The sequence below is a fragment of the Flavicella sediminum genome, from assembly GCF_006381105.1.
Taxonomy (GTDB): Bacteria; Bacteroidota; Bacteroidia; order Flavobacteriales; family Flavobacteriaceae; genus Flavicella; species Flavicella sediminum.
Genome location: NZ_VDET01000014.1, coordinates 60,225 through 83,227, shown reverse-complemented (window position 1 = coordinate 83,227; position 23,003 = coordinate 60,225). Strand labels below are relative to the sequence as shown.

Sequence of the window (23,003 nt, the reverse complement as noted above, 5' to 3'; positions counted from 1 at the left end):
ATCTAATCTACGCTTTTATTCACACGATTCCATTTCATTTTTGTATCAGTAACAGAAAAAAGAATTCTAGAAACCTTACCAGAGATACTAGATTCTGGAACAACCCCCCAATTCCTTGAGTCTTGAGAGTGAGACCTATTATCTCCCATCATAAAATAATAGTTGTTTGTAAATACAAATTCAGTAATTACAACATCATCTATAAAAAACCCTCTGCTATCTTTTTTTATTATAACTTTTTCGTGTTTTTTTATGATAGCATTGTACAATGCATAGTTTTCAGCATTCAACAGAATTTTCATGCCTTTATAAGGAATTTTATAAGGACCATAATTACTAATACTCCATTTTTTTCTTTTGGAATATGGAAAAATTTTGGGTTTGTACCTACTAGATCCTGAAGAAATATTGATTGAATCAATTTTAAGTTCATTAACTAATTTTTCTTTATTACTTATGGATAAAGTCGCATTAAACCAGTCCCGTTTATCATCTTTTCTAAGATTTATTTTATTAACAAAATCTCTTTTTAAATCTAAAATTTCAAGACTGTCTTTTGTCTTAAAAGAATAAAGATGTTTTATTTCGCCTTTTACGTGAACTTCTTTGTCATTAACAAACACATTGTTTTCCTTTATCTCTATTATACTTCCAGGTGCCCCCATACAACGTTTTACAATATCCATATTGTTTTTACCAAATTGCATATTGAATACAAAAATATCATGTTCTTTAATTTTAGACATTCCTGATAGTCGAGTATGTTTTCTGTTTTCATTACTAAACATTTTATTCAAACTCGGGCTTAAATAAGATATTAGGTTTAAAAAAGGAACTTCTAAAAGTGAATTCGGTAACTTTGGCCCGTACATTAATTTATTGACTAAAATAAAATCACCAATTTCTAACGTATTTTCCATTGAAGAACTAGGTACTCTGTAAACCTCAAAACAGAAGACTTTAGCTGTAATTGCAATAATAATTATATAAAAAAATAAAAAACCGCCTTTAAAAACTTGTTTTAATATTTTAAATTTTATTAGGGATAGCAAGTAATTAACTCCTACAAAAACCAATAGTACGACCAGTGCTGTACCTAGTACCCAAGCCAAATCTATAGCCCAAAATATCAATAATAGTATTATACTAGAAAAAAGATATTTTTTATAAAGAAAATTTTTCAAATAATTCCAATTTATTCTGTTTCTAATAGATCTAAATAATCTATCTCTCCTTTAATCCTAATTCTTTTAGGAGAATCTGCACCATTGTAAAAAACATATACTGATGAAGTAAATTTTCCTCTTCTAGTTGGTTTTACCATAATGTTTACAACAGCCTCATTACCTGTTGTAACTTCAGTCTTTGTCAATTTAGGTACTGTACAACCACAACTTGTTTTTACATTTTTAATTTTTAGAATATTTTCTCCTTTATTAGAAAATTTAATTTCAATTGGCACGTCTTGGCCAAAAGGAATAACACCAAAATCATAAACTTCTTTTTCAAAAGCGGCCACTGTAGGTTCTAATTCTTTTTTTCCTTGCACACAGGAAAAAAACAGACTCATTAGAAATAGTATCATTATTTTTTTTAGGAACATATATTTTATAATTTATAGACCAATGTGGCCATTACTATTCGTGGAAGTATAAATGTTTTACTATCTGAAGTGACGTATACATTGTAATTGTTTTGATTCTTGAATTTAGCATCAAACAAATTTTCTACCGATAAACGTGCCCCCCAATGTTTCTCTTTGTGATCATAAATTAACTGACTATTTGCCAAATTATAACTATTGGTCAAGTTTAAAGATTTGTTTTTGTAACGATAAAAAGAGTTACTAAAGGAAAAAATATAGTTTTTAAAAAAATCATACTCAATTTTAATAGATGGGTTGTCTATTCGGTAATCATAATCGCCACCTATAGAGCTATTGGTTCCAAAACTTTGCTTGATGTTTAACTTAATAACAGGGAATTTATCATAGAGCGTTTGTATTGACAAACCATAACCTCCTAATGTGTTTTTGTTTTCGATTAAATTGGAATTGATACTTCTTAAAGAAACTGTATTTGAATAGTTCGTTCTAAAATTTATTTTAAAATTCCTCAATGACTTCCGTAGCATTACATTTCCATTCCAACTGCTATACACATTATCTGCCATAACAGCCGTTAAATAATTGTCTTGTTCATCTGTAAGTACAGAATTTATAATTCCGTTTAATTTTTCCTCATAATTTACTATAACCATTAAAAACAAGCTTTTAAAAATATCCGATTTAGTATAACTAAACGTAAATGAATTTGACAAAACATTCTTTAAATTTTCATTTCCTTTATAAACAGAATTATAGGACCTTAAATAATATCTATTTGCCAACTTGGAAACATCTGCAAAAGAATTGGTCATTCTATAATTAAATCGAAATCTTCCAAAGGATCTATAGTTTGCTCTAATTTGAAAATCAGGTAAGAAAATCCATTTATTCTCGGCAACTAAATTCAATTGATTCACGCTCCATTTATAATTATGTGCAAATAAGCTTTGAGCAAATTCATACTTTCCTAAACGAAAATCTGAGTGCAAACCTGCATAAAAATCATTCAATTCAAAATCTATATGATTGTTAAATTCCGAACTTGAAAAATTATTTTCTGAATTGTCTTCTAGCAACTGCTTATCCTCAGTAATAAAAAGCTCTTTACTTAATTTATTACCTACGGTAAAATGAAGAAAATTATCATTACTTATGGTCCAATAATGCTTAAGTAACATTTTTAGGTTATTTTTTTTCTTAGTTCGTATCAAACTTAATTTATAGATATCCTCTTCTTCCAAAGGCAATAAATCATTTAAAAAAGCCTGATTGGTTTCCCATAATGCCTCAGAGTCATCTTTATTTACTGTAGCCATAGCGCTCAATGAAAAAGCATGTTTCTTTGCTATCTTTTTATGCCATTCTAAACTTCCGTTGGCATAATAATTTGCTGCATCTGCAGTATTGGCTATCAATCGATTGCTTTCATTTATTTTAGAGCGCAACGCTCTTTCATTGAATTGCTTACTTTTCTTACCCAATGCCTTTACAATAATCTCTTCTTTGTCGTTTGGTTTATAATCGATGTTTAATTTCCCTATTCCAAAACTCTTATTCGAATTCCCTGAATTTGTTAGATTTTCTGTATAGCTCCTATCGGGAACCAAATACTGATTGATGGTTTCTTTAAAATCTTCATTGTCTGAACTTGAAGCAATCAAATAACTTGAAATATCTAATTTCTTATTCAGAGACTTTGTCAAATTAAGCGCCCCAACTTTTTGTCTGCTTTTAATTACATCTGTTGCTTCCACAAATTCACTAATACTCGATTTTTCCTGACCAATATCTCTAGAATTAAATACAGAAGAAGCATTGCCTATAAAACTTTGGTAATCATTCATCGTCAATGTTTTTTTTCCTGAATTGTTGATGCCTCCAATAAAATTCACATTCAACTTAGGTTGGTAATAAAATAAGTTGGCATGTGATTGATAGTACTCTTTATTTCCTTTTCCAGCTTCCACATCTCCAAATACAAAATTCTTTTTGCCTTCTTTTAATTTTATATTCATTGCCATTTTATCCGACTTATGCATTCCTTTTAAAAAAGTCACTTCATTATAATCATCAATAACTTCTACTTTTGCAACCGCATCTGCGGGTATATTTTCAACAGCCAATTTGCTGTTTCCGCCAAAAAACTTTTTATTTTCAACCAACATATGAGTGATTTTTTTTCCGTTGCTTGTAACGTTTCCAGCATCGTCAACCTCTATACCTGGCAATTTTTCTAAAACATCTTTTAATTTCCGCTCTTCACCAGTTACAAATTTGTCTGTCTTATAAACAATGGTATCTTTTTTAACCACAATTGGTAAATCTATTACTACGGCCTCTAATTGATTTACTTTTTCATGGAGCTGTATGTCTTTTCTTACATCCTCTTCTGCATTATAAATAAAGCTAAAAGTTTCAAATCCCATACTTGTAAAAGAAACTTCATAGGACCCACTCTTTTCCAATTTCAAGATGTATTGTCCCAAGACATCTGTCATAGCAAATTTCATGGATTTTGTTTTATCAACTGGCTTTGCCATGACCGTTATATACGGCAATGCTTCCATTTTTTCATCAGAAACAATTCCCTTTATACTTCTTGTTTGCCCATAAGAACAGTAACAAAATAGAAAGCAAATAAATAGGCTGAAATTTAATTTTACGAAACTTATATTCATTTATTTTTTCCTTCTTTGAGAATTCATTTTTTGAATCATTTTTATATACGCATCTTCGGAAATAACTTTTCCTTTTGGTTTTTTGATTATTATTTCTTCTGAGGGATTCAACTCTATTTTAGTAGCTTTATAAAATAATTTACCTCGCTCAAAGCTGGTTGTTAACTCAAGTGTTAAACCAGGTAACCCGTTAAGATTTGCAATACCAAAAGGAACAGGAATTTCAGGAGCATACCAAGCAATTATAGGTTCAATAAATTCATATTCTTGTATTTCACTAGAAACTCCTATAGCTTTATAACATATATAATTTCCTATCTTTTTAGATTCTTGTGATAAAGTCCAGTTAACAGCACTCATTTTAAGATTCAATTGATTTGTCCAAAAGCTATTTCTATAAGCTTCTTTAGTTTCAAAATTATAATAATAGGTACAATCTCCCCTCGCTACAGTAGAAGTGAAGTTTTTTTTCATACCTAAGCGTCTTTTTGTAGATTTATCAAATTCCTCTTTATAAATAGCTTCTTTTCCAACAAAGGATAAAAAAAAATTAATTGAACTTGATTTTTTAGCGTCTCTAATTTTTACCTTTTTTACAAATGCATTCAATTTGATGTTTTTTTCTAAATTGTTCAAATACTGTTTAGAATCTAATGTTACCTCGTAAGTAATAATTCCCTTTGTCTTTTGAGCGAAAGCATTAGTTAATGAAAACGTTATGATTAATAGTATACAATTCTTCATGCTTTTAATAAATTGACTTATAGTTAATAACTTCGTTATTTATTCCTCCTTTGAGAATTCATTTTTTGAATCATTTTTATATAAGCATCTTCGGAAATTGTTTTTCCTTTCAGTTTTTTTATTTTTATTTCTTCTGAGGGATTCAACTCAATTTTAGTAGCTTTATAAAGCACTTCTCCCTTGCCCGTATTTATTGTTAATTCCAACGTTAAGCCCGGTAATCCTCTAAAATTACGGATCCCATAATGCACAGGTATTTCGGGCGTGTACCAAGCTACAATTGGTTTGATATAATTATCGCTATAATGTGCTTGCTCATTTTTTATTAATGCTATTGCCTTATAGCATATATACTCCCCAATCAACTTTGTTTCTTGTGTTAGCTGCCAACTTATGGGTTCATAAGCGATTACCACCCTATCTTTAAAAAAGCTTTGTCCCAAAACATGATTAGAGCCTATTTTGCTCAAGTATATGTATTGACTATGAGCCAGGAAACCTGTATAATTCATTACCAAGCCTAATCTCCTTCTAGTTGGCATATCGTATTCCGCTTTAAAAACAGAAATATTTCCATCAAAGATCAGGTGAAAGTTTTCAGCTACAGATTTAGAAATAAGATTCAATTGCATTTTTTTTTCACGCTCAGACATTAAACGATCTGTTTTAATGCATTCTCTGTTAATTGCACTATTAGAAGTTGCTTGGTAAGTTATTTTCCCTGTTAAACCCTGTGAATTTGCAATATTGAATGCAAAAAAAAGAATTATTATTACTATTTTTTTCATAGCTATATTTCTTTCGAACCTTTTTATTACTTCCTCCTTTGAGAATTCATTTTTTGAATCATTTTTATATACGCGTCTTCAGAAATCACTTTTCCTTTCAACTCTTCAATTTTATTTTTTTCTGTAATATTTAATTCTACTTTAGTGGCTTTAAAAACTACCTGCCCACGTTGAATATCTATGACTAATTCCATAGTTAAACCAGGCAGTCCCTTAAAATTTCGAATCCCAAAAAGAACTGGTATTTCTGGAGTGTACCAAGCCACAATGGGTTTGATATAATTTTCACTATAATGAGACTGTTCTTTCTCTATTTTGGCCGTTGCTTTGTAACATTTGTACTTGCCAATCATTTTTGTTTCTTGACTTAACTGCCAATTAATTGGTTCAAACTCGATCACTACCGCATCTGTAAAAAAGCTTTGACCTAAAACATGTTTAGAGGTCATTTTACTAAAATATCTTTTTTCACTATGAGCTAACATAGCAGTATAATTCATCCCCAAACCAAGTCTCCTTCTAGTCGGTATATCGTATTCGGCTTGAAACATAGCTACATTATTTTTAAATGTCAACTGAAAATTTTCTGGTACCGCTTTGGAAATAATTTTTAAGTAATATTTTCTTTCCCGTTCTGACATTTTTTTGTCTTTTTTTACGCGTTCTCTATTAATTGCACTATTAGAAGTTGCTTGGTAAGTTATTTTCCCCGTTAAACCTTGTGAATTTGCAATATTGAATGCAAAAAAAAGAATTATAAATACTATTTTATTCATAGTGATATTTCTTTGGAACCTTTTTTATTTTTTCCTTCTTTGAGAATTCATTTTTTGAATCATTTTTATATACGTATCTTCGGAAATTGTTTTTCCTTTTATTTTTTTTATTTTAAATTTTTCCTTCGTGTTTAATTCAATTTTCGTTGCTCTATAATGTAAGTTTCCTCTTTCTATATTTACAAAAAGTTCCATTATTAAACCTGGTAGTCCTTTAAAATTTTGAATTCCAAAAGGAACTGAAATTTCTGGAGTAAACCATGCAATTACCGGCCCCATTAAGTTATTTCCTGGTAATTGTTCTTGGCGGATATATGCGGTAGCCTTAAAACACCTGTAGCCTCCTATTGATTTTGTTTCTTGAGTTAAATTCCACTTAATTGGTTTGTAAAGAATATCAACCCCATTAACAAAGTAATTTTGTCCATGAACAATTTTCTCATTCAAATTTGAATAAAAAGTATAATTTCCACTTGCTAATAAACTTGTAAGATTCATCCCTAATTTTAATCTTAACCTTGTTGGAAAGTCATACTCAGCCCTATACACAGCCTCCTTTCCTTCAAATATCAAATGAAAGTTCATTGGTTTCGCCGTTCTAATAAGTTTTTTAAGATTCGTCTTACTTTTCTCGCTTATCTTCTTATTATTAGGCAACCCTTTCAAAAAAGACTGACTCTCAGAATTCACTGTATAGGTTACTTTTCCATTTAAAGCTTGAGAGCTAATGAATTGATGAAATAAAAAAAGAAGTAAAATTATTATTTTCCTCATAGAATAATTAATACTTATTTTTTTGTTCTTCTTTGAAAGTTCATTTTATTCATGAATTTTATATAAGCATCTTCTGTGATTTGCTTCCCTTTAAATTTCTCGATTTTAATTTCTTCAGAAGTATTCAATTCAATTTTGATGGCTTGGTATTTTAAATAGCCTTCTCCTGTATCAATGTGCAATTCCATTGTTAATCCGGGTAAACCTTTAAAGTTACGTATGCCGAAATGCACTGGTATATCAAGCGTGTACCATGCCACAATTGGTTTACTATAATTTTTCCGAACATGATCTTGCTCCTTTGTAATAATAGCCGTTGCTTTATAACACTTATAGCCTCCTATCATTTTTGTTTCTTGCGTAAATTTCCAATCAATTGCGTCATAAGCAATAATAATTTTATTGAAATGCTTACTTTGAGCTAAAACATTTTTCGAATCAAACCTGTCATAAAACAGCAAGTGAGCTTTTGACATCCCTCCTATATAATTCATCAACGTCCCCATACGTCTTCTAGCTATCCGATCGTACTTAGGCTTAAAAATAGCTTCTTGCTCGTTAAAAACTAAGTGAAAATTCATGGGAGTGGCATTTTTTGCTAGTTCTATGTAAACTTTCCTTGATCTTTCTGTTGCTATAGATGTATCATTTTTAATACGTTCTAAATTAATTGCATTATTCGTGGTTGCTTGGTATGTTATTTTTCCTTTTAATCCTTGAGAACTTATAGATTGATGGAACAACAGAAACCCTAAGGTAAAACTTAAAAATAATGAAAGTACGTGTCTTCTTTTTTTCAATGGAGTTGTTTTCTTTTTCTTAGCCTTGTAAACGTACTAAATTAACATGCCTAAAAAACACACCCCGTTGTAACATATGGTTATTTATATAAAACAAATGTATTTTATAAGAATAACTGTTTCTTAAAAAAAACTATATAGAGCTATAGCACCAACGCTACTCAATTTCTCTTACCTCCAATGATTAAAAGGCTAACCATTATTATTTCAATTGATAAAACGACAATATTTATGTAAAAAAACAAACCAAAAATTCGTCAACTTTCTCAGTTATTTTTATTATTAATTCGTCTACGAAATGGGTAAAACAAGTAATTATACCTGTATATTTTCTTCTGTTTTAGTCCCCTATTCTTTTTTTCTACTTCGCAAAAAACAAAATTCCTGCTTATTAACGGATCAACATAAGGATAAATAAAAATTCCGTTCCTAATTGAGCCTCGAGATTCTCAAAAACACAACAACCAAAACCACAAGCTATTCCTATTCCAAAATGCAGCAAAGTAAAAAAGCTTAACGTGATGTTGTTAACTAACACTTGCTAATTTTTCATGAAAAATCACTTCATTTCTAATGCAACTAACAAAGCCTTCTTCTTTTAATTGATTAACGATGACATTTAAAGTAGGTCGAGATACACCTATCAAACTGGCCATATCTTTTTGTGTATACGGATGCTTTACAATTACAGTATGCATTCGTTTATTCTCTACACCATACTCCAATTTTAAATCCTCCAAAAAAGCCAAAACTCTTTCTCTGGCATCTTTAAACAATAACAATTCCAATCTGCGCTCTAATTTCTTAAATCTAAAATTCAAGAATTTATAAATACTCAAGGCTAAATTTTGATTCTCTCGCATCAACTCATGTAAAACAGGAATTCCGATGGGGCAAATAGACGTCGTTTTGTCTATTGCTTGTGCAAACTCATTTCTTTTTTCTTGACTTAAAATAGCTTTTTCGCCAAACAACTCTCCTTTGCTTAAAATAGCTTTTACTACCTCTTCCCCTTCTTCTGTATAATAGCCTATTTTTACTTTTCCTGCTTCAATTAAATAAAGTTTGGTCGCAGTATCTTCAGAAAAATAGATATACTCGTTTTTTTTATAGGCATCAAAGTCGTGGCAACTTTTATATTCCTTAAATTTGTGTGGACAGAGTTTGTTAAAAAGGTTTACATTTTCTAAAAACCAAAGGTTGGACATCATTTTATATTTTCTTAAAATAGACTCAACTTTTTACAATTACTTACGCACATGCAAGTATTTTATTTTTTTACGCAACCCTTTTAGCAACTGCTCATCTACTAAATAAAACCTTTAATTACTATTGTTATGAAAAATTTAGTTCAAATGCTTTTTACTGTGCTTATTCTCTTTTCATGTAGTTCTACAGGAGATATCGGTTCGGAAGATTCAGATTATTCAAGAGAAGACGCTGTGAGTTCAAGTAGCAAAAGCGGAGATGGTGGTGGAACTGAGCCAAGTGGTAACGGAAATCAAAATTCTGAAGCTGGTATTGTTACTGCTGGGGAATGGAACGATTTAGAAAATTGGGATTTTTGGAACAATCTAAATGCTGGATTTGACCAAGAAAATCAAGAAAACAAAAATGACTACTGGACTATTTTCACCAACAATCGAATTTCTGTTTTGGTACAAAATAGTAGTGTTGCCGTAGCTAATGCAAAAGTAGAATTGTTAAAAAACGGACTTCCTATTTGGACCGCAAAAACTGATAATTTTGGAAAGGCAGAACTTTGGATCGATTTATTTCAAAAAAACACATCCGTAACTCTTTCAGATTATCAGCTAAAAGTTAACAACGAAGTGATAAATACTCCCCTAAAAACTTTTGATGAAGGAGTCAACACCATTGCTATAAATACAACTACAAGTAACTCTAACAAAGTAGAAATTTCATTTATTGTCGATGCAACAGGCTCTATGGGAGATGAAATTAATTTCTTAAAAGACGATTTATTAGATGTTCTAAATAAAGTAAAAAACAACAATAGTTCAAAAACACTGCTCACCTCTTCTGTTTTTTACAGAGATGAAGGTGACGACTATGTTACCCGGAAATCTGATTTTAGCAGCAATATTACTACGACTATTTCTTTTATCAAAAAACAAAATGCCGATGGAGGTGGCGATTATCCTGAAGCGGTTCATTCAGCATTAGACGTTGCCGTAAACGAATTGTCTTGGTCAGAAGATTCTAAAACCAAAATTGCTTTTTTATTACTAGATGCACCACCACATTACAATACACTAGTTATTGAAAACATACAAGCATCAATCACAAAAGCTGCCGCAAAAGGAATTAAAATCATTCCTATAACTGCTAGTGGCATTGACAAAGGTACCGAGTTTCTAATGCGTTTTTGTGCCATATTAACCAACGGAACATATACATTTATCACCAATCATAGTGGTGTAGGAAATGAACATATAGAAGCAACTGTTGGCGAATACGAAGTTGAAAAATTAAATGAGTTAATGGTTCGGTTGATCAATAAATATTCAGAATAAAGAACCAGCTTACTACTATGAAAAGGCCTTCTGAAAATTCAGAAGGCCTTTTTTATGATCTGCAAATTTCTAGTAGCACCTAAAAGGTACACTATGCTTACTTGTTTTTCAAAAGTGCATTTATTTGTTTCGACCACTTTTCAACAAGCTGCAGCTCTCCACTTAGTTGCATATTTTCCAAACCAAACAATTCAAATTTTGTCTCCTGGCTCAATGTACTCTTCGGCACAAAACGAAGCGCAACACGTTCTACAACCTGTTCTTCTCCATTTTTGCTCCTTCTGCTTTTTGTACTTTTTAAGGGCAAACATTCCTGAACACAAGAGAGATCTACAAATTGTGAAATTGAATCTTCATTTTTCTGTTTATAAAAGAAAACAAAGTTTGTGAGTTCGTCCATTCCAATAACAAAATCTCCACAAAATTCATGTTGACTGATTTGACTATTATATTCTTTTGCTTTATTTGCTAAAGAAAGAAACAATTGTTTTTCTCTTTTACTATTCCCTCGGCTCATTAACACAAAGGGTACTATGCAAATTACGATGATTATGGCTCCAATGAAGGCGCTTCCTAAATCCATTTTTTTAGTTTTTTTATATTGATATAGTGGGCTTTTGCAATACTCGAAAAGCCTTTAAAAATTAAATTCTGCCTATTTGGCAAAAACTGACTACTAAAAATGAATTACCAAAAATTATGGAAAGGAAAAAGAATCGTTTTCTTCCAATTGTGAATCAAAAAAAAGCTCCAACTGTTTACGTATTGAGTATACCGGTTCTCAATGAATTGTGAAGATTTTTTTTCGCCAAAAGTATAAAACCCGCTAAATGGATTTTTAAAATTGGGAACAGGAAGATTGTTGCTGCTGTTTACCGAACTATCTACTTCTGCCAGTTCACACAATATTTTGTTTGTTAAAACGGTAGCTACTTTTTCTTCTGAAGAAGAAGACTTTTTACTTGCACTAGAATCACTAATTTCAGTATTGACCATGCCAATCGCAAAGCAATAAACAATCGTCATAAAGACGATACTTAGTATTTTAATTCCATTTTTCACTCGGCAAATATAGCTAAGTATTCTCATGCGTTTTGTTGCTGAAAAATTATTTTACAACTAATTTAACAGTTGTTATTCCTTAAAAAAAATGATGAAGCCATAGAACAAAAAAACGCCTTCTGAAAAATCAGAAGGCGTTTTTTATAGCAACCTAGTTAAACCCTAAGCCGCATTTTCTTTTTTTATCAAATTCAGAGCAGAACCTTCATGGAACCAAGCTATCTGACTTGCATTGTAGGTATGATTCAATTGAATCGTATCTACAGATCCATCAGCATGTTTTACTATCAAAGTCAGTTGCTTGCCTGGAGCAAAATCTGCTAAATCAGAAAAAGTAAACAAATCGTCTTCTTGTATTAAATCATAATCGGCTTCATTGGCAAATGTCAAACCTAACATTCCCTGTTTTTTCAAATTTGTTTCATGAATACGTGCAAAAGATTTAACAATAACCGCAGCAACCCCTAAATGACGAGGCTCCATGGCCGCGTGCTCTCTAGAAGAACCTTCTCCATAATTATGATCACCAACAACTACAGAAGAAACACCCGCAGCTTTATAAGCTCTAGCCGTTGCTGGCACCGGTCCATATTCACCTGTCAGTTGATTTTTTACACTGTCTGTTTTTTCATTAAATGCATTCACCGCTCCAATCAAACAGTTGTTTGAAATATTATCTAAATGTCCACGGAAACGCAACCATGGTCCGGCCATAGAAATATGATCCGTTGTACATTTTCCAAAAGCTTTGATTAATAATTTGGCATCCTTAATTTCCGTTCCTAAAGGAGTAAAAGGAGTTAATAATTGCAATCTTTCCGAAGTTTCCGAAACAGACACTTCAATACCAGAGCCATCTTCAATTGGCGCTTGGTACCCTGCATCTTCTACTGCGAATCCATTTTTAGGCAATTCATCACCGGTAGGTTCATCAAACATAACCGCTACCCCATCTTTGTTCAATAAGGTATCTTTAGTAGGGTCAAAATCTAAACGACCCGATATAGCAATTGCAGCCACCATTTCAGGAGAAGTTACAAAAGCATGGGTATTTGGATTTCCATCGGCACGTTTGGCAAAATTTCTATTAAAAGAATGAATAATCGAATTTTTTGGTGCATTTTTAGGATCCGAATATCGCGCCCATTGTCCGATACAAGGTCCACAAGCGTTTGTAAATATTTTTGCACCTAAAGCCTCAAAAGTTCCTAACAAACCATCTCTATCAGCCGTAAAACGTACTTGTTCCGAACCAGGATTGATACCAAACTCCGCTTTTACTTCAATTCCTTTGTCCACTGCTTGCTGTGCTATAGAAGCAGCTCTTGATAAATCTTCGTACGAAGAGTTGGTACAAGAACCAATCAAGCCCCATTCTACATCCAAAGGCCATCCGTTCGCTTCAGCTTTTACTTTTACATCCACACCCGCTTCTGTTGCTAAATCTGGAGAAAAAGGTCCGTTGATATGTGGTTTTAATTCGTCTAAATTAATTTCAATTACTTGGTCAAAATACGCTTCCGGATTTGCATACACTTCATCATCACCCGTTAAATAAGAAGCTACTTTATTTGCCGCATCAGCAACATCTGCTCTATCAGTGGCACGTAAATAACGATCCATAGATTCGTCATAACCAAAAGTTGAAGTGGTTGCTCCAATTTCAGCCCCCATATTACAAATGGTTCCTTTTCCTGTAGCGGAAAGATTTTTAGCCCCTTCTCCAAAATATTCTACAATAGCACCTGTACCACCTTTTACCGTTAAAATACCTGCTACTTTTAAAATTACATCTTTAGAAGCCGTCCAACCCGATAATTTACCTGTCAACTTTACTCCTATCAATTTTGGAAATTTCAATTCCCAAGCCATTCCCGCCATCACATCTACCGCATCAGCACCACCTACTCCAATGGCCACCATTCCCAATCCACCCGCATTTACGGTATGTGAATCGGTACCAATCATCATTCCTCCAGGAAATGCATAATTTTCTAAAACCACCTGATGAATAATACCTGCTCCTGGTTTCCAAAATCCAATTCCATACTTATTAGATACAGAAGATAAAAAATCGAATACCTCAGCACTTGTTTTGTTTGCAAATTGTAAATCTTTCGCAGCTCCTTCTTTGGCTTGAATCAAGTGATCACAATGTACCGTTGTAGGTACTGCTACTTTATTTTTACCTGCTTGCATAAATTGCAACAAAGCCATTTGAGCAGTTGCATCTTGACAAGCAATCCGATCTGGTGCAAAATCCACATAGTCTACACCTCTTTTAAAAGCAGTTTTTGTAGTCCCATCCCAAAGATGGTTGTATAAAATTTTCTCAGCCAAAGTTAATGGTTTCCCGACAACCTCACGTGCAGCATCTACACGTTCAGACATACGAGAATACACTTCTTTGATCATATCAATGTCAAATGCCATAGTCTATCAGTATTTAATTGTTGAATTTATTCTAGCAATATACGAAAATGATTAGTCTCTAAGAAGCACAGCTCATATATTTCCTTAAATCCACTTACTCTATAAATTAACATACTTTCAAGCAAATAACTAACACAAAAAAAGCCCAAGTCTAAGACTTGGGCTTTCAATTTATATAGTATTAAAAATCTTCCGATTATTTAATCAACTGTTTTAAAGAAGGCGTAAATTTAGTTAATACAATACCTTCTACTGCAGCTTCGTATTCTGCCATAGTAGGAGTTCTTCCTAAAACTGTAGATAAGACAACTACCGGAGTAGATGATAATAACGATTCTCCTTTTTTCTCTCCTGAATCTTTTACAACTCTTCCTTGGAATAAACGCGTAGAAGTAGCCATTACCGTATCTCCTGGTTCTGCTTTTTCTTGGTTACCCATACATAAGTTACATCCTGGACGTTCTAAGTACAACATGTTTTCGTATTTCGTACGAGCTGCTGCTTTAGGGTCATTGTCATTAAACTCAAAACCAGAGTATTTTGTCAACACATCCCAATCGCCTTCTGCTTTTAACTCATCTACAATATTGTAAGTAGGAGGCGCAACAACTAAAGGTGCTTTAAATTCAACTTTTCCTGCCTGAGCCTCAATGTTTTTCAACATTTGAGCCAATATTTTCATATCTCCTTTGTGCACCATACAAGAACCAATAAACCCTAAGTCTACCGTTTTTGTTCCTCCATAGTAAGACAATGGTCTAATAGTATCATGTGTATAACGCTTAGAAACATCTTCGTTGTTAACATCTGGATCTGCAATCATTGGTTCTGCAACCTCATCTAAATCAATCACAACCTCAGCATGGTATTTCGCATTTGCATCCGGTCTTAAAGCTGGTTTTTCACCTGATTCAATTTCAGCAATTCTCTTATTCGCTTTTGCAACTAATCCTGCCAAAACATTTAAGTGATTGTCCATTCCTTTGTCAATCATGATCTGGATTCTACCTTTTGCAATCTCTAAAGATTCAATTAAAGTAGCATCCTCAGAAATACAGATAGACGCTTTTGCTTTCATCTCTGCAGTCCAATCTGTAAATGTAAACGCTTGATCGGCAGTTAATGTTCCTAAATGCACCTCAATGATTCTTCCTTGGAATACGTTTTCACCTCCAAACTGCTTTAACATTTGTTGTTGTGTAGCGTGTACTACATCACGGAAATCCATAAAAGATTTCATTTGTCCTTTAAAAGTAACTTTTACAGACTGAGGAATTGGCATCGTAGCCTCTCCTGTAGCCAATGCCAAAGCAACGGTTCCAGAATCTGCTCCAAAAGCAACACCTTTAGACATACGTGTATGAGAATCTCCACCAATAATAATATCCCAATCTCCTACAGTAATATCGTTTAATACCTTGTGAATAACATCAGTCATTGCATGGTAGTTTCCTTTAGGGTCACGTGCCGTAATTAATCCGAAGTCGTTCATAAACTTCATCAACCTTGGAATGTTCGCCTTAGACTTGTCATCCCAAACAGAAGCCGTATGACATCCTGATTGGTAAGCACCATCAACAATAGGAGAAATAACTTTTGCAGCCATGGCTTCTAATTCTTGAGAAGTCATTAAACCAGTAGTATCTTGCGAACCTACAATATTTACTTCTACACGAACATCAGAACCAGCATGTAAAGTTTTACCTGGAGTATTTCCTACTGCGTTTTTGTTGAATATTTTTTCTACTGCTGTTAATCCTTGTCCTTCTACAGAAATTTCTTTCGATGGAGCATATACTAGAGGTACATCAATACCTAAAGTTTTTGCAGCAAATGTTTGAATTTTTTTACCAAATACAATCGCGTATGAACCACCTGCTTTGATAAATTCAACTTTTTGTGGCGTTAAAGCTGCAGAAATATCCATAACAGCTTTACCGTCTTTGTATAAAGTTTTCTCTTTTGTATTGATTGTTAAAACAGTACCTGTTTCTACAGAATAAGCTTCTTCTAAAACTGGCTCACCATCTGCATCACGAACTGTGTTACCTTCTGCATCTGTTTTCTTTACCCAGTTTTTAAGATCAATTCCAATACCTCCTGTAACACCTACTGTTGTTAAGAAAATTGGAGAAATACCGTTAGTTCCAGCAATGACCGGAGCAATATTTATAAATGGAACATAAGGACTAGCTTGAATACCTGTCCATAATGCCACGTTGTTTACACCAGACATTCTAGAAGATCCAACTCCCATGGTTCCTTTTTCTGCTACTAACATTACACGCTTCTCAGGATGTTTTGCTTTCAATGCAGAAAGTTCTTTTTGCATGTCTTTGTTATGCTCAAAAATACATTGACCGTGTAATTCACGATCTGATCTTGAGTGTGCATCTGCTCCTGGAGATAATAAATCGGTAGAAATATCACCAACACCAGCAATATAAGTTACAATATCAATTTTTTCTTCAACATCTGGCAATTCTGTAAAGAATTCAGCCTTTGCATAACTTTCTAAAAGTTCTTTTGCTATTGCGTTTCCGCTTTTATAAGCATCCGCTAAACGGTTGGTATCAGCGTCGTATAAATACACTTGCGTTTTAAGTACTTTTGCCGCATCTTTTGCAATCGTAGCATCAGCACCAAGCGCTAAATCCAACAACACTTCAATAGAAGGTCCACCTTTCATATGTGACAACAACTCTAAAGCAAAAGCGGGCGTAATTTCTTCAACAACAGATTCCCCTAGAATAATCTCTTTTAAAAATTTAGCCTTTACACCAGCAGCGCTAGTGGTTCCAGGTATGACATTGTAGATAAAAAAATCAAGTGAGCTTTTTCTATGCTCATTTTCTAAATCTTTAATTTGCTCAATAATTTCGCTAAGCAATTCAGCTCCTTCAATTGGCAAAGGGTTCAATCCCTGACCTTTTCTTTCTTCAATCTCTTTAAGATAATTCTTATAAGTGTTCATAATACTTCTGGGAATTTAGAGGATAGGCTTTTGATCAGTTTCTAATCAACTACCGTAGTCTATGTTTGTTTACTTGTTATTACTTATTTCCAATTCGGAGGCAAATATACTAAATAGACCTAGTATTTGAAACTCTAAGACTTAGGAATACGTATATTAACCAAAGATAAACGAGATTGAAATTTTAAGAATACAGAAATTATATTATTTATTAATAATTCCGCTTATTACTGAGATATCCACAACAAAACAAATCTTAATTCGCTGTTATATACAACATGTTCAGTCAATTTTGCTAATTGTTGGATTTTTGTTTTGGGCGTTTCCTTGCAGGTCGTGCTTTTGCCACTCGCTTTTTTTTTACGCTATCTCCACAAGCTCCGACTAAAAAAAAGAGCTCAAACAAAGGCGCAATCACTAACGCAAATAAAAAAAAGTAGGCCTATAAGCCGAATTCTGTTTCCGTCAAAAACGGACTCTTATCATTTATCTAGTTCCAAAATTACTTATGGAATCCATCTGCCTACCCCTTGGAATCGAGCGAGTAGCCCTCAAGCTCCAATGTACATGGCATTGCATCGTATAGAGTTTACCTGGTTTCACTACAGCCGAACTGTACTTGCTTTCTGTTGCACTTGTCCTCAGCTCACGCTGGACGGATGTTATCCGCTATACTACTCTGCGATGTCCGGACTTTCCTTTTCTGAAACGAGTTCAGAACGATAAGACAGCCTACTTTTTTATGTGTTTTTTCTGTAAAAAAAACCCACTCTGTGACCAGAGTGGGAAAATTGCTATGAAAAAGATGTTGTTAAAAGATTAACAACGCCGCAAATTTACAAATAAATTATTTAAATAATACTATTTATTTAAGAAAACATGTCTTTTACTTTTTCAAAAAATGATTTATCCGTTCCACTAGGGCTCGGCGTAAAGTTTTCATCCCCTATCATCGATTCAAAAAACTTACGTTGTGATTTATCTAACTGCTGTGGTGTCCAAACATTTACATGCACCATCAAGTCACCAGAACCGTATCTTTCAATACTAGGTAAACCTTTTCCTTTTAATCTTAAAATTTTTCCAGATTGAGTACCTGCTTCAATTTTAATTTTCACTTTTCCTGTAACCGTTTCAATTTCTTTAGAAACACCTAAAGCTACTTCAGAAAAACTTACATACAAATCGTAATGTAAATTTACGCCTTCTCTTTTTAATTTGGCATGTGGAATTTCTTCAATAACCACTAACAAATCACCTGGAATAGAATTGTTTCCTGCTGCTTCGTTTCCTTTTCCAGCAACTTTTAACTGAATCCCCTCTGTTACTCCTTCAGGAATATTAATAGTCACTGTTTCCTCAGAAAAAATTAATCCTTGTGCATCCGCCTCATTTGGCTTGCTAGTAATAGATTGCCCTGCTCCATTACACGTTGGACATGTAGCTGCTGTTTGCATTCTTCCCAACATGGTATTGGTAACACGCATTACCTGTCCTTGACCGTTACAAGTTGTACAGGTCGTGTACTTCACTCCTTTTGCTTGTATCTTTCGTCGGACTTTTACTTTTTTATCAACTCCTAAAGCTATTTCTTCTAAAGTCAGTTTTACACGAATACGTAAATTTGTTCCTTTGGTTCTTACCGGACCTCTAGAACGACCTCTTCCACCGCCGCCAAAGCCACCGCCAAAAATATCTCCAAATTGGCTAAAAATATCGTCCATGTCCATTCCGCCACCACCGAAACCTCCAAAGCCGCCACCGCCACCGGCACCACCTTCAAAAGCTCTATGACCAAATTGATCGTAACGAGATTTTTTATCTGCATCACTTAAAATCTCATACGCTTCCGCTGCTTCTTTAAATTTTTCTTCCGCCGCTTTGTCGTCTGGATTTTTATCAGGATGGTATTTTACCGCCATCTTGCGATACGCCTTCTTTATTTCACCAGTAGTTGCAGATTTTGAAATCCCTAGTACTTCGTAATAATCTCTTTTTGCCATGTTTTTCAATTAGTCCTTAGCAATGGACAAGCAACAAAATAATGCTCATTGTCCATTGTTAATTGAATATTGTTAATGATTCTAATTTATGATTGACCGATAACAACTTTAGGATAACGAATTACTTTATCTCCTAATTTGTATCCTTTTTCAATCACATCAATAATTTTTCCTTTCATATCATCAGATGGTGCAGGAATTTGCGTAATTGCTTCGTGTAAATCTGCATCAAAAACATCACCTGCTTTTGCTTCAGCTACTTCCAAACCTTTTTGAGTTAATGTATTTGTCAATTTATCATTGATCAAAGTCATTCCTTTTAAAAGTTGTTTGTCTTTTACTTTTTTAATTTCTGCCAATCCTCTGTCAAAATCGTCTAAAACAGGTAATAATGACACCATGATGTCTTGTCCTGCCGTTCTGTACAACTCAATTCTTTCTTTTGTTGTACGTTTTTTATAGTTTTCAAATTCAGCAAAAAGACGTAAATATTTGTCTTTTTCTTTTTGTAAAATTTCTTCAGCAGTTGGCTCAACCGTTGATTCTTCCTTTACATTCTCTGTATTTTCTTCAGTAGTAGCGTTTGTGTCAATTGTTTGCTCTGCTTCGTCTTTAATTTTTTCTTCAGTACTCATTGTATGTAATTCTTTTAAAATACAAGTTCTCTAAGACAACAATATTGCCAATTTGAATTTTGTGTCAAAATGTCACAGAACATTTCGTATAAACAGAAACTATTGGCATTTATTGCACAAAAAAAATGCTTTAAAAAAAACTATTTCTAGCATTTTCTAAAGCAATCTCTTTAATTCTATAATTTTGTAATTAATCGTTTATACGCTCAATTTTTGCACCAATCGATTTTAATCTTCCTTCAATATCCTCGTAACCTCTATCAATCTGATCTATATTATGAATGGTACTTGTTCCTTTGGCTGATAAGGCGGCTATTAACAAAGAAATTCCTGCTCTAATATCTGGCGAGGTCATGGTGGTTGCTTTTAAAGACGACTCATGATTCATTCCTATAATGGTTGCTCTATGTGGATCACATAAAATAACTTTTGCGCCCATGTCAATTAATTTATCGACAAAGAACAAACGGCTCTCAAACATTTTCTGATGAATCAAAACACTTCCTTTTGCCTGTGTTGCGATTACCAAAACAATACTCAATAAATCTGGTGTAAATCCTGGCCAAGGAGCATCAGAAATCGTTAAGATAGACCCATCAATATAATTTTGTATTTCGTAAGATTCTTGTGCAGGAATATAAATATCGTCATTGACTTTTTCCAATTGAATTCCAAGTTTTCGGAACACACGTGGAATAACTCCCAAATCTTTCCAACTAACATTTTTAATCGTCAATTCCGATTTGGTCATGGCCGCCATTCCTATCCAGCTACCAATTTCAATCATATCGGGCAATACTCTGTGCGTACATCCCTTTAATTCTTTAACACCATCAATGGTTAATAAATTAGAGCCAATACCTGTAATATTAGCCCCCATGCTATTCAACATTTTCGACAATTGTTGAATATACGGTTCACATGCCGCATTGTAAATAGTAGTTCTTCCTGTTGCTAAGACTGCTGCCATTAAAATATTAGCCGTACCTGTTACCGAAGCCTCGTCTAACAACATATCGGCACCAAACAATTCTTTGGCTTCAACACCGTAAAAATGCTCTTCTTTGTTGTATCGAAAAGTAGCCCCCAAGTTGATAAAACCTTCAAAATGCGTATCCAAACGTCTACGACCTATTTTATCTCCTCCCGGTCTAGGAATGTATCCTTTTCCGAAACGAGCCAACAAGGGACCAACAATCATAATAGAACCTCTTAAAGAACTTCCATCTCTTTTAAATTCGGCAGACTCTAAATAGGCTAAGTTTACCTCATCTGCTTGAAATGTATAGGTGTTTACGTCATGTTTTTCTATTTTAACTCCTAGTTCACCAAGAATAAAAATAAGTTTGTTGACATCAATTATATTGGGAATATTTTCAATTCTAACTTTTTCAGGAGTCAAAAGCACAGCACATAGAATTTGCAATGCTTCATTTTTAGCTCCTTGAGGATTTATTGTACCATTTAACTTATGTCCTCCTTCTATTTTAAATGTAGCCATTTAGTATAATACGATTTTGTGTGGTTGGAAAATTTTTAAAAGTCGACCTAATTTTTTCTATGGTGTCCTTTTTGATTCCTATGGTTGTTATTTTTTTGATGATTTTTATTTCTGTTGTTGTTATTATGTGTCTTCGGAGTAGAACTTCTTGCATTTGCCGATTTTTTCAACAACAAAGTTGAGTCTGACAAGACTTCATCAGAATTTGTTAAGTCAAAGGCTCCATTAGACAAGTCTAATAAATGCTTAAAAATAACCGCATCATCTACAGTGTCTTTGTTCCAATTCAAATAACATTTTTTCATATGATTGGCTATATTGAAAATCAATGCCGTTTTCAATTCACCTTCATCCCAAGACAAGGCAACCTTGATCATGGTTTGAATATTGTTTCCGTAAAAACGATATTTTGACGCCAATTTAGGATACGCCAAAGGTTCTGGCTTCGCCTGTAATTCTACCTGACTAGGCGTACCATATGGAGACTCAACGTTCAGTTTAAAATCAGACATGATGAAAATTTGATCCCAAAGCTTGTGTTTAAAATCCGGAACATCACGTAAATGTGGTTGAAGATTTCCCATCACATCTACAATAGCGTTTGCCATTTTCTTTCTTTCCTCTTCACTTTCTAAGGCCACGCAATGATCCACCAATTTCTGAATATGTCGTCCATATTCAGGAATGATCATTTGGGATCTATCCGAATTGTATTCTAAATCAAATTCCATTATTTATATTTCAACTAAGTATTTTTTACAGAAAATTCTGTTTCTTTTTTTGTGTAGTAATTTCTAAAGTAAGATTCAAAAGTTAGCAGTATTGTGCTCATAAAATCAATTACTTTATTCTAGTGTGCAAAGTAACTAAATATTTTTGCTTACGCAATAAAGAAAATAAGAAGAGTTTTAAATTAATTTGCCAGCATGGCGGCTCCAATAATTCCTGCATTATTTTCAAACTGGGCGGCTACTACAGGTGCTGCTATTGTAATTTCATTTTCAAACTTATGAATTTTCTTACTTGCTCCTCCTCCTAATATCACTAAGCTTGGCGTAAAAGTTTGTTCTACAAATTTTAGGAACTTATTAAAACGCTCTCCCCATTCCTTATATTTCAGTGCTTCTTTTTTTCTGACTGAATCTGCGGCATAGTATTCAAAACGTTCATATTTTTTATAAGGAACACTTCCTAATTCTACATTGGGAACCAAAACACCATTTATAAAAACACTAGAGCCCAAGCCTGTACCTATGGTAATGACAAGCACCACCCCTTTTTTATTTTTACCAGCACCAAAACTCATTTCGGCCAAGCCCGCCACATCAGCATCATTGGCTACGAAAAATTGAAGACCTGTCTTTTGAGAGAATAGTTGTACAACATCTGTTTCCTTCCAGCTTTTATGGATATTACCTGTAGATTTAGCAACTCCTTGTGAAATAATCGTTGGAAAACCACAACCTACTTTACCTTTCCAATTAAAATGAGTGACCAATTCTGAAACTGCTGAAGCAACATCTTTGGGTTTGGCTCCTTTGGGTGTGGGTATTCGAAATCTTTCAGAAATCAATTCCCCTTTTACCGTATCTACAATTGCCCCTTTAATTCCTGTTCCTCCAATATCAATACCCAATACCTCCATTTACTTGTACTTTTATTATTTAGAACCTAAATATCGCGATACCTTTT

General features: G+C 33.4%; 19 protein-coding genes and 1 other RNA gene. 1 reads left to right on the top strand and 19 read right to left on the bottom strand.

Going from position 1 to position 23,003, the window contains the following annotated elements; all coding sequences use genetic code 11:
* Positions 1 to 2 precede the first annotated feature (2 nt).
* The 9 genes from lepB to FGM02_RS12690 form a co-directional block, all read right to left on the bottom strand.
* Positions 3 to 1,184: a signal peptidase I gene (gene lepB / locus FGM02_RS12730; protein WP_166461177.1), complete on the bottom strand. Its 1,182-nt coding sequence runs from the start codon at positions 1,182 to 1,184 to the stop codon at positions 3 to 5.
* A gap of 11 nt (positions 1,185 to 1,195) precedes the next feature.
* On the bottom strand, positions 1,196 to 1,585 hold the full coding sequence (locus FGM02_RS12725; protein ID WP_139958762.1) for a DUF1573 domain-containing protein: 390 nt from the start codon (positions 1,583 to 1,585) through the stop codon (positions 1,196 to 1,198).
* A gap of 23 nt (positions 1,586 to 1,608) precedes the next feature.
* Positions 1,609 to 4,284 (bottom strand): carboxypeptidase-like regulatory domain-containing protein, encoded by a 2,676-nt coding sequence (locus FGM02_RS12720; RefSeq protein ID WP_139958761.1) that lies wholly within the window; start codon positions 4,282 to 4,284, stop codon positions 1,609 to 1,611.
* Complete coding sequence (locus FGM02_RS12715; protein ID WP_139958760.1) at positions 4,285 to 5,028, bottom strand: GLPGLI family protein; 744 nt, start codon at positions 5,026 to 5,028, stop codon at positions 4,285 to 4,287. It lies immediately after the preceding gene.
* Positions 5,029 to 5,063: 35 nt separating this feature from the next.
* Positions 5,064 to 5,816 carry a GLPGLI family protein gene (locus FGM02_RS12710; RefSeq protein ID WP_139958759.1) on the bottom strand — a complete coding sequence of 251 codons (753 nt, stop codon included), beginning with the start codon at positions 5,814 to 5,816 and terminating at the stop codon, positions 5,064 to 5,066.
* Between the two features lie 26 nt (positions 5,817 to 5,842).
* Positions 5,843 to 6,592, bottom strand: coding sequence for a GLPGLI family protein (locus FGM02_RS12705; protein ID WP_139958758.1), 750 nt, complete (start codon positions 6,590 to 6,592; stop codon positions 5,843 to 5,845).
* A gap of 24 nt (positions 6,593 to 6,616) precedes the next feature.
* Positions 6,617 to 7,366, bottom strand: a complete 750-nt coding sequence (locus FGM02_RS12700) for a GLPGLI family protein (RefSeq protein WP_139958757.1) — start codon at positions 7,364 to 7,366, stop codon at positions 6,617 to 6,619.
* 14 nt (positions 7,367 to 7,380) lie between these two features.
* Positions 7,381 to 8,166, bottom strand: a complete 786-nt coding sequence (locus tag FGM02_RS12695) for a GLPGLI family protein (protein WP_139958756.1) — start codon at positions 8,164 to 8,166, stop codon at positions 7,381 to 7,383.
* A gap of 527 nt (positions 8,167 to 8,693) precedes the next feature.
* Positions 8,694 to 9,377, bottom strand: coding sequence for a Crp/Fnr family transcriptional regulator (locus FGM02_RS12690; RefSeq protein ID WP_317133624.1), 684 nt, complete (start codon positions 9,375 to 9,377; stop codon positions 8,694 to 8,696).
* 126 nt (positions 9,378 to 9,503) lie between these two features.
* Between FGM02_RS12690 and FGM02_RS12685 the strand changes: the two genes are divergently transcribed.
* Complete coding sequence (locus tag FGM02_RS12685; RefSeq protein ID WP_139958755.1) at positions 9,504 to 10,703, top strand: vWA domain-containing protein; 1,200 nt, start codon at positions 9,504 to 9,506, stop codon at positions 10,701 to 10,703.
* A gap of 97 nt (positions 10,704 to 10,800) precedes the next feature.
* On the opposite strand, the gene FGM02_RS12680 is transcribed toward FGM02_RS12685, so the two are convergent.
* From FGM02_RS12680 to ppgK, 10 genes are all read right to left on the bottom strand, one after another.
* The gene (locus FGM02_RS12680) at positions 10,801 to 11,286 is read right to left on the bottom strand and encodes a hypothetical protein (RefSeq protein WP_139958754.1); all 486 of its coding nucleotides are present in this window, start codon (positions 11,284 to 11,286) and stop codon (positions 10,801 to 10,803) included.
* A 104-nt stretch (positions 11,287 to 11,390) separates the two neighbouring features.
* Positions 11,391 to 11,792 carry a hypothetical protein gene (locus FGM02_RS12675; protein WP_139958753.1) on the bottom strand — a complete coding sequence of 134 codons (402 nt, stop codon included), beginning with the start codon at positions 11,790 to 11,792 and terminating at the stop codon, positions 11,391 to 11,393.
* Positions 11,793 to 11,927: 135 nt separating this feature from the next.
* Positions 11,928 to 14,198 carry an aconitate hydratase gene (locus tag FGM02_RS12670; protein WP_139958752.1) on the bottom strand — a complete coding sequence of 757 codons (2,271 nt, stop codon included), beginning with the start codon at positions 14,196 to 14,198 and terminating at the stop codon, positions 11,928 to 11,930.
* Between the two features lie 196 nt (positions 14,199 to 14,394).
* Positions 14,395 to 17,172 carry a bifunctional aconitate hydratase 2/2-methylisocitrate dehydratase gene (locus FGM02_RS12665; RefSeq protein ID WP_139958751.1) on the bottom strand — a complete coding sequence of 926 codons (2,778 nt, stop codon included), beginning with the start codon at positions 17,170 to 17,172 and terminating at the stop codon, positions 14,395 to 14,397.
* A 429-nt stretch (positions 17,173 to 17,601) separates the two neighbouring features.
* Positions 17,602 to 17,911: RNase P RNA component class A (gene rnpB, locus FGM02_RS12660), an RNA gene on the bottom strand.
* A 130-nt stretch (positions 17,912 to 18,041) separates the two neighbouring features.
* On the bottom strand, positions 18,042 to 19,175 hold the full coding sequence (gene dnaJ / locus FGM02_RS12655; protein ID WP_139958750.1) for a molecular chaperone DnaJ: 1,134 nt from the start codon (positions 19,173 to 19,175) through the stop codon (positions 18,042 to 18,044).
* Between the two features lie 86 nt (positions 19,176 to 19,261).
* Positions 19,262 to 19,810, bottom strand: coding sequence for a nucleotide exchange factor GrpE (locus FGM02_RS12650; RefSeq protein ID WP_139958749.1), 549 nt, complete (start codon positions 19,808 to 19,810; stop codon positions 19,262 to 19,264).
* Between the two features lie 190 nt (positions 19,811 to 20,000).
* On the bottom strand, positions 20,001 to 21,311 hold the full coding sequence (gene murA / locus FGM02_RS12645) for a UDP-N-acetylglucosamine 1-carboxyvinyltransferase (protein ID WP_139958748.1): 1,311 nt from the start codon (positions 21,309 to 21,311) through the stop codon (positions 20,001 to 20,003).
* Positions 21,312 to 21,358: 47 nt separating this feature from the next.
* Positions 21,359 to 22,042 carry a DUF4290 domain-containing protein gene (locus FGM02_RS12640; RefSeq protein ID WP_139958747.1) on the bottom strand — a complete coding sequence of 228 codons (684 nt, stop codon included), beginning with the start codon at positions 22,040 to 22,042 and terminating at the stop codon, positions 21,359 to 21,361.
* Positions 22,043 to 22,224: 182 nt separating this feature from the next.
* Positions 22,225 to 22,956: a polyphosphate--glucose phosphotransferase gene (gene ppgK / locus FGM02_RS12635; protein WP_139958746.1), complete on the bottom strand. Its 732-nt coding sequence runs from the start codon at positions 22,954 to 22,956 to the stop codon at positions 22,225 to 22,227.
* Positions 22,957 to 23,003: the final 47 nt, after the last annotated feature.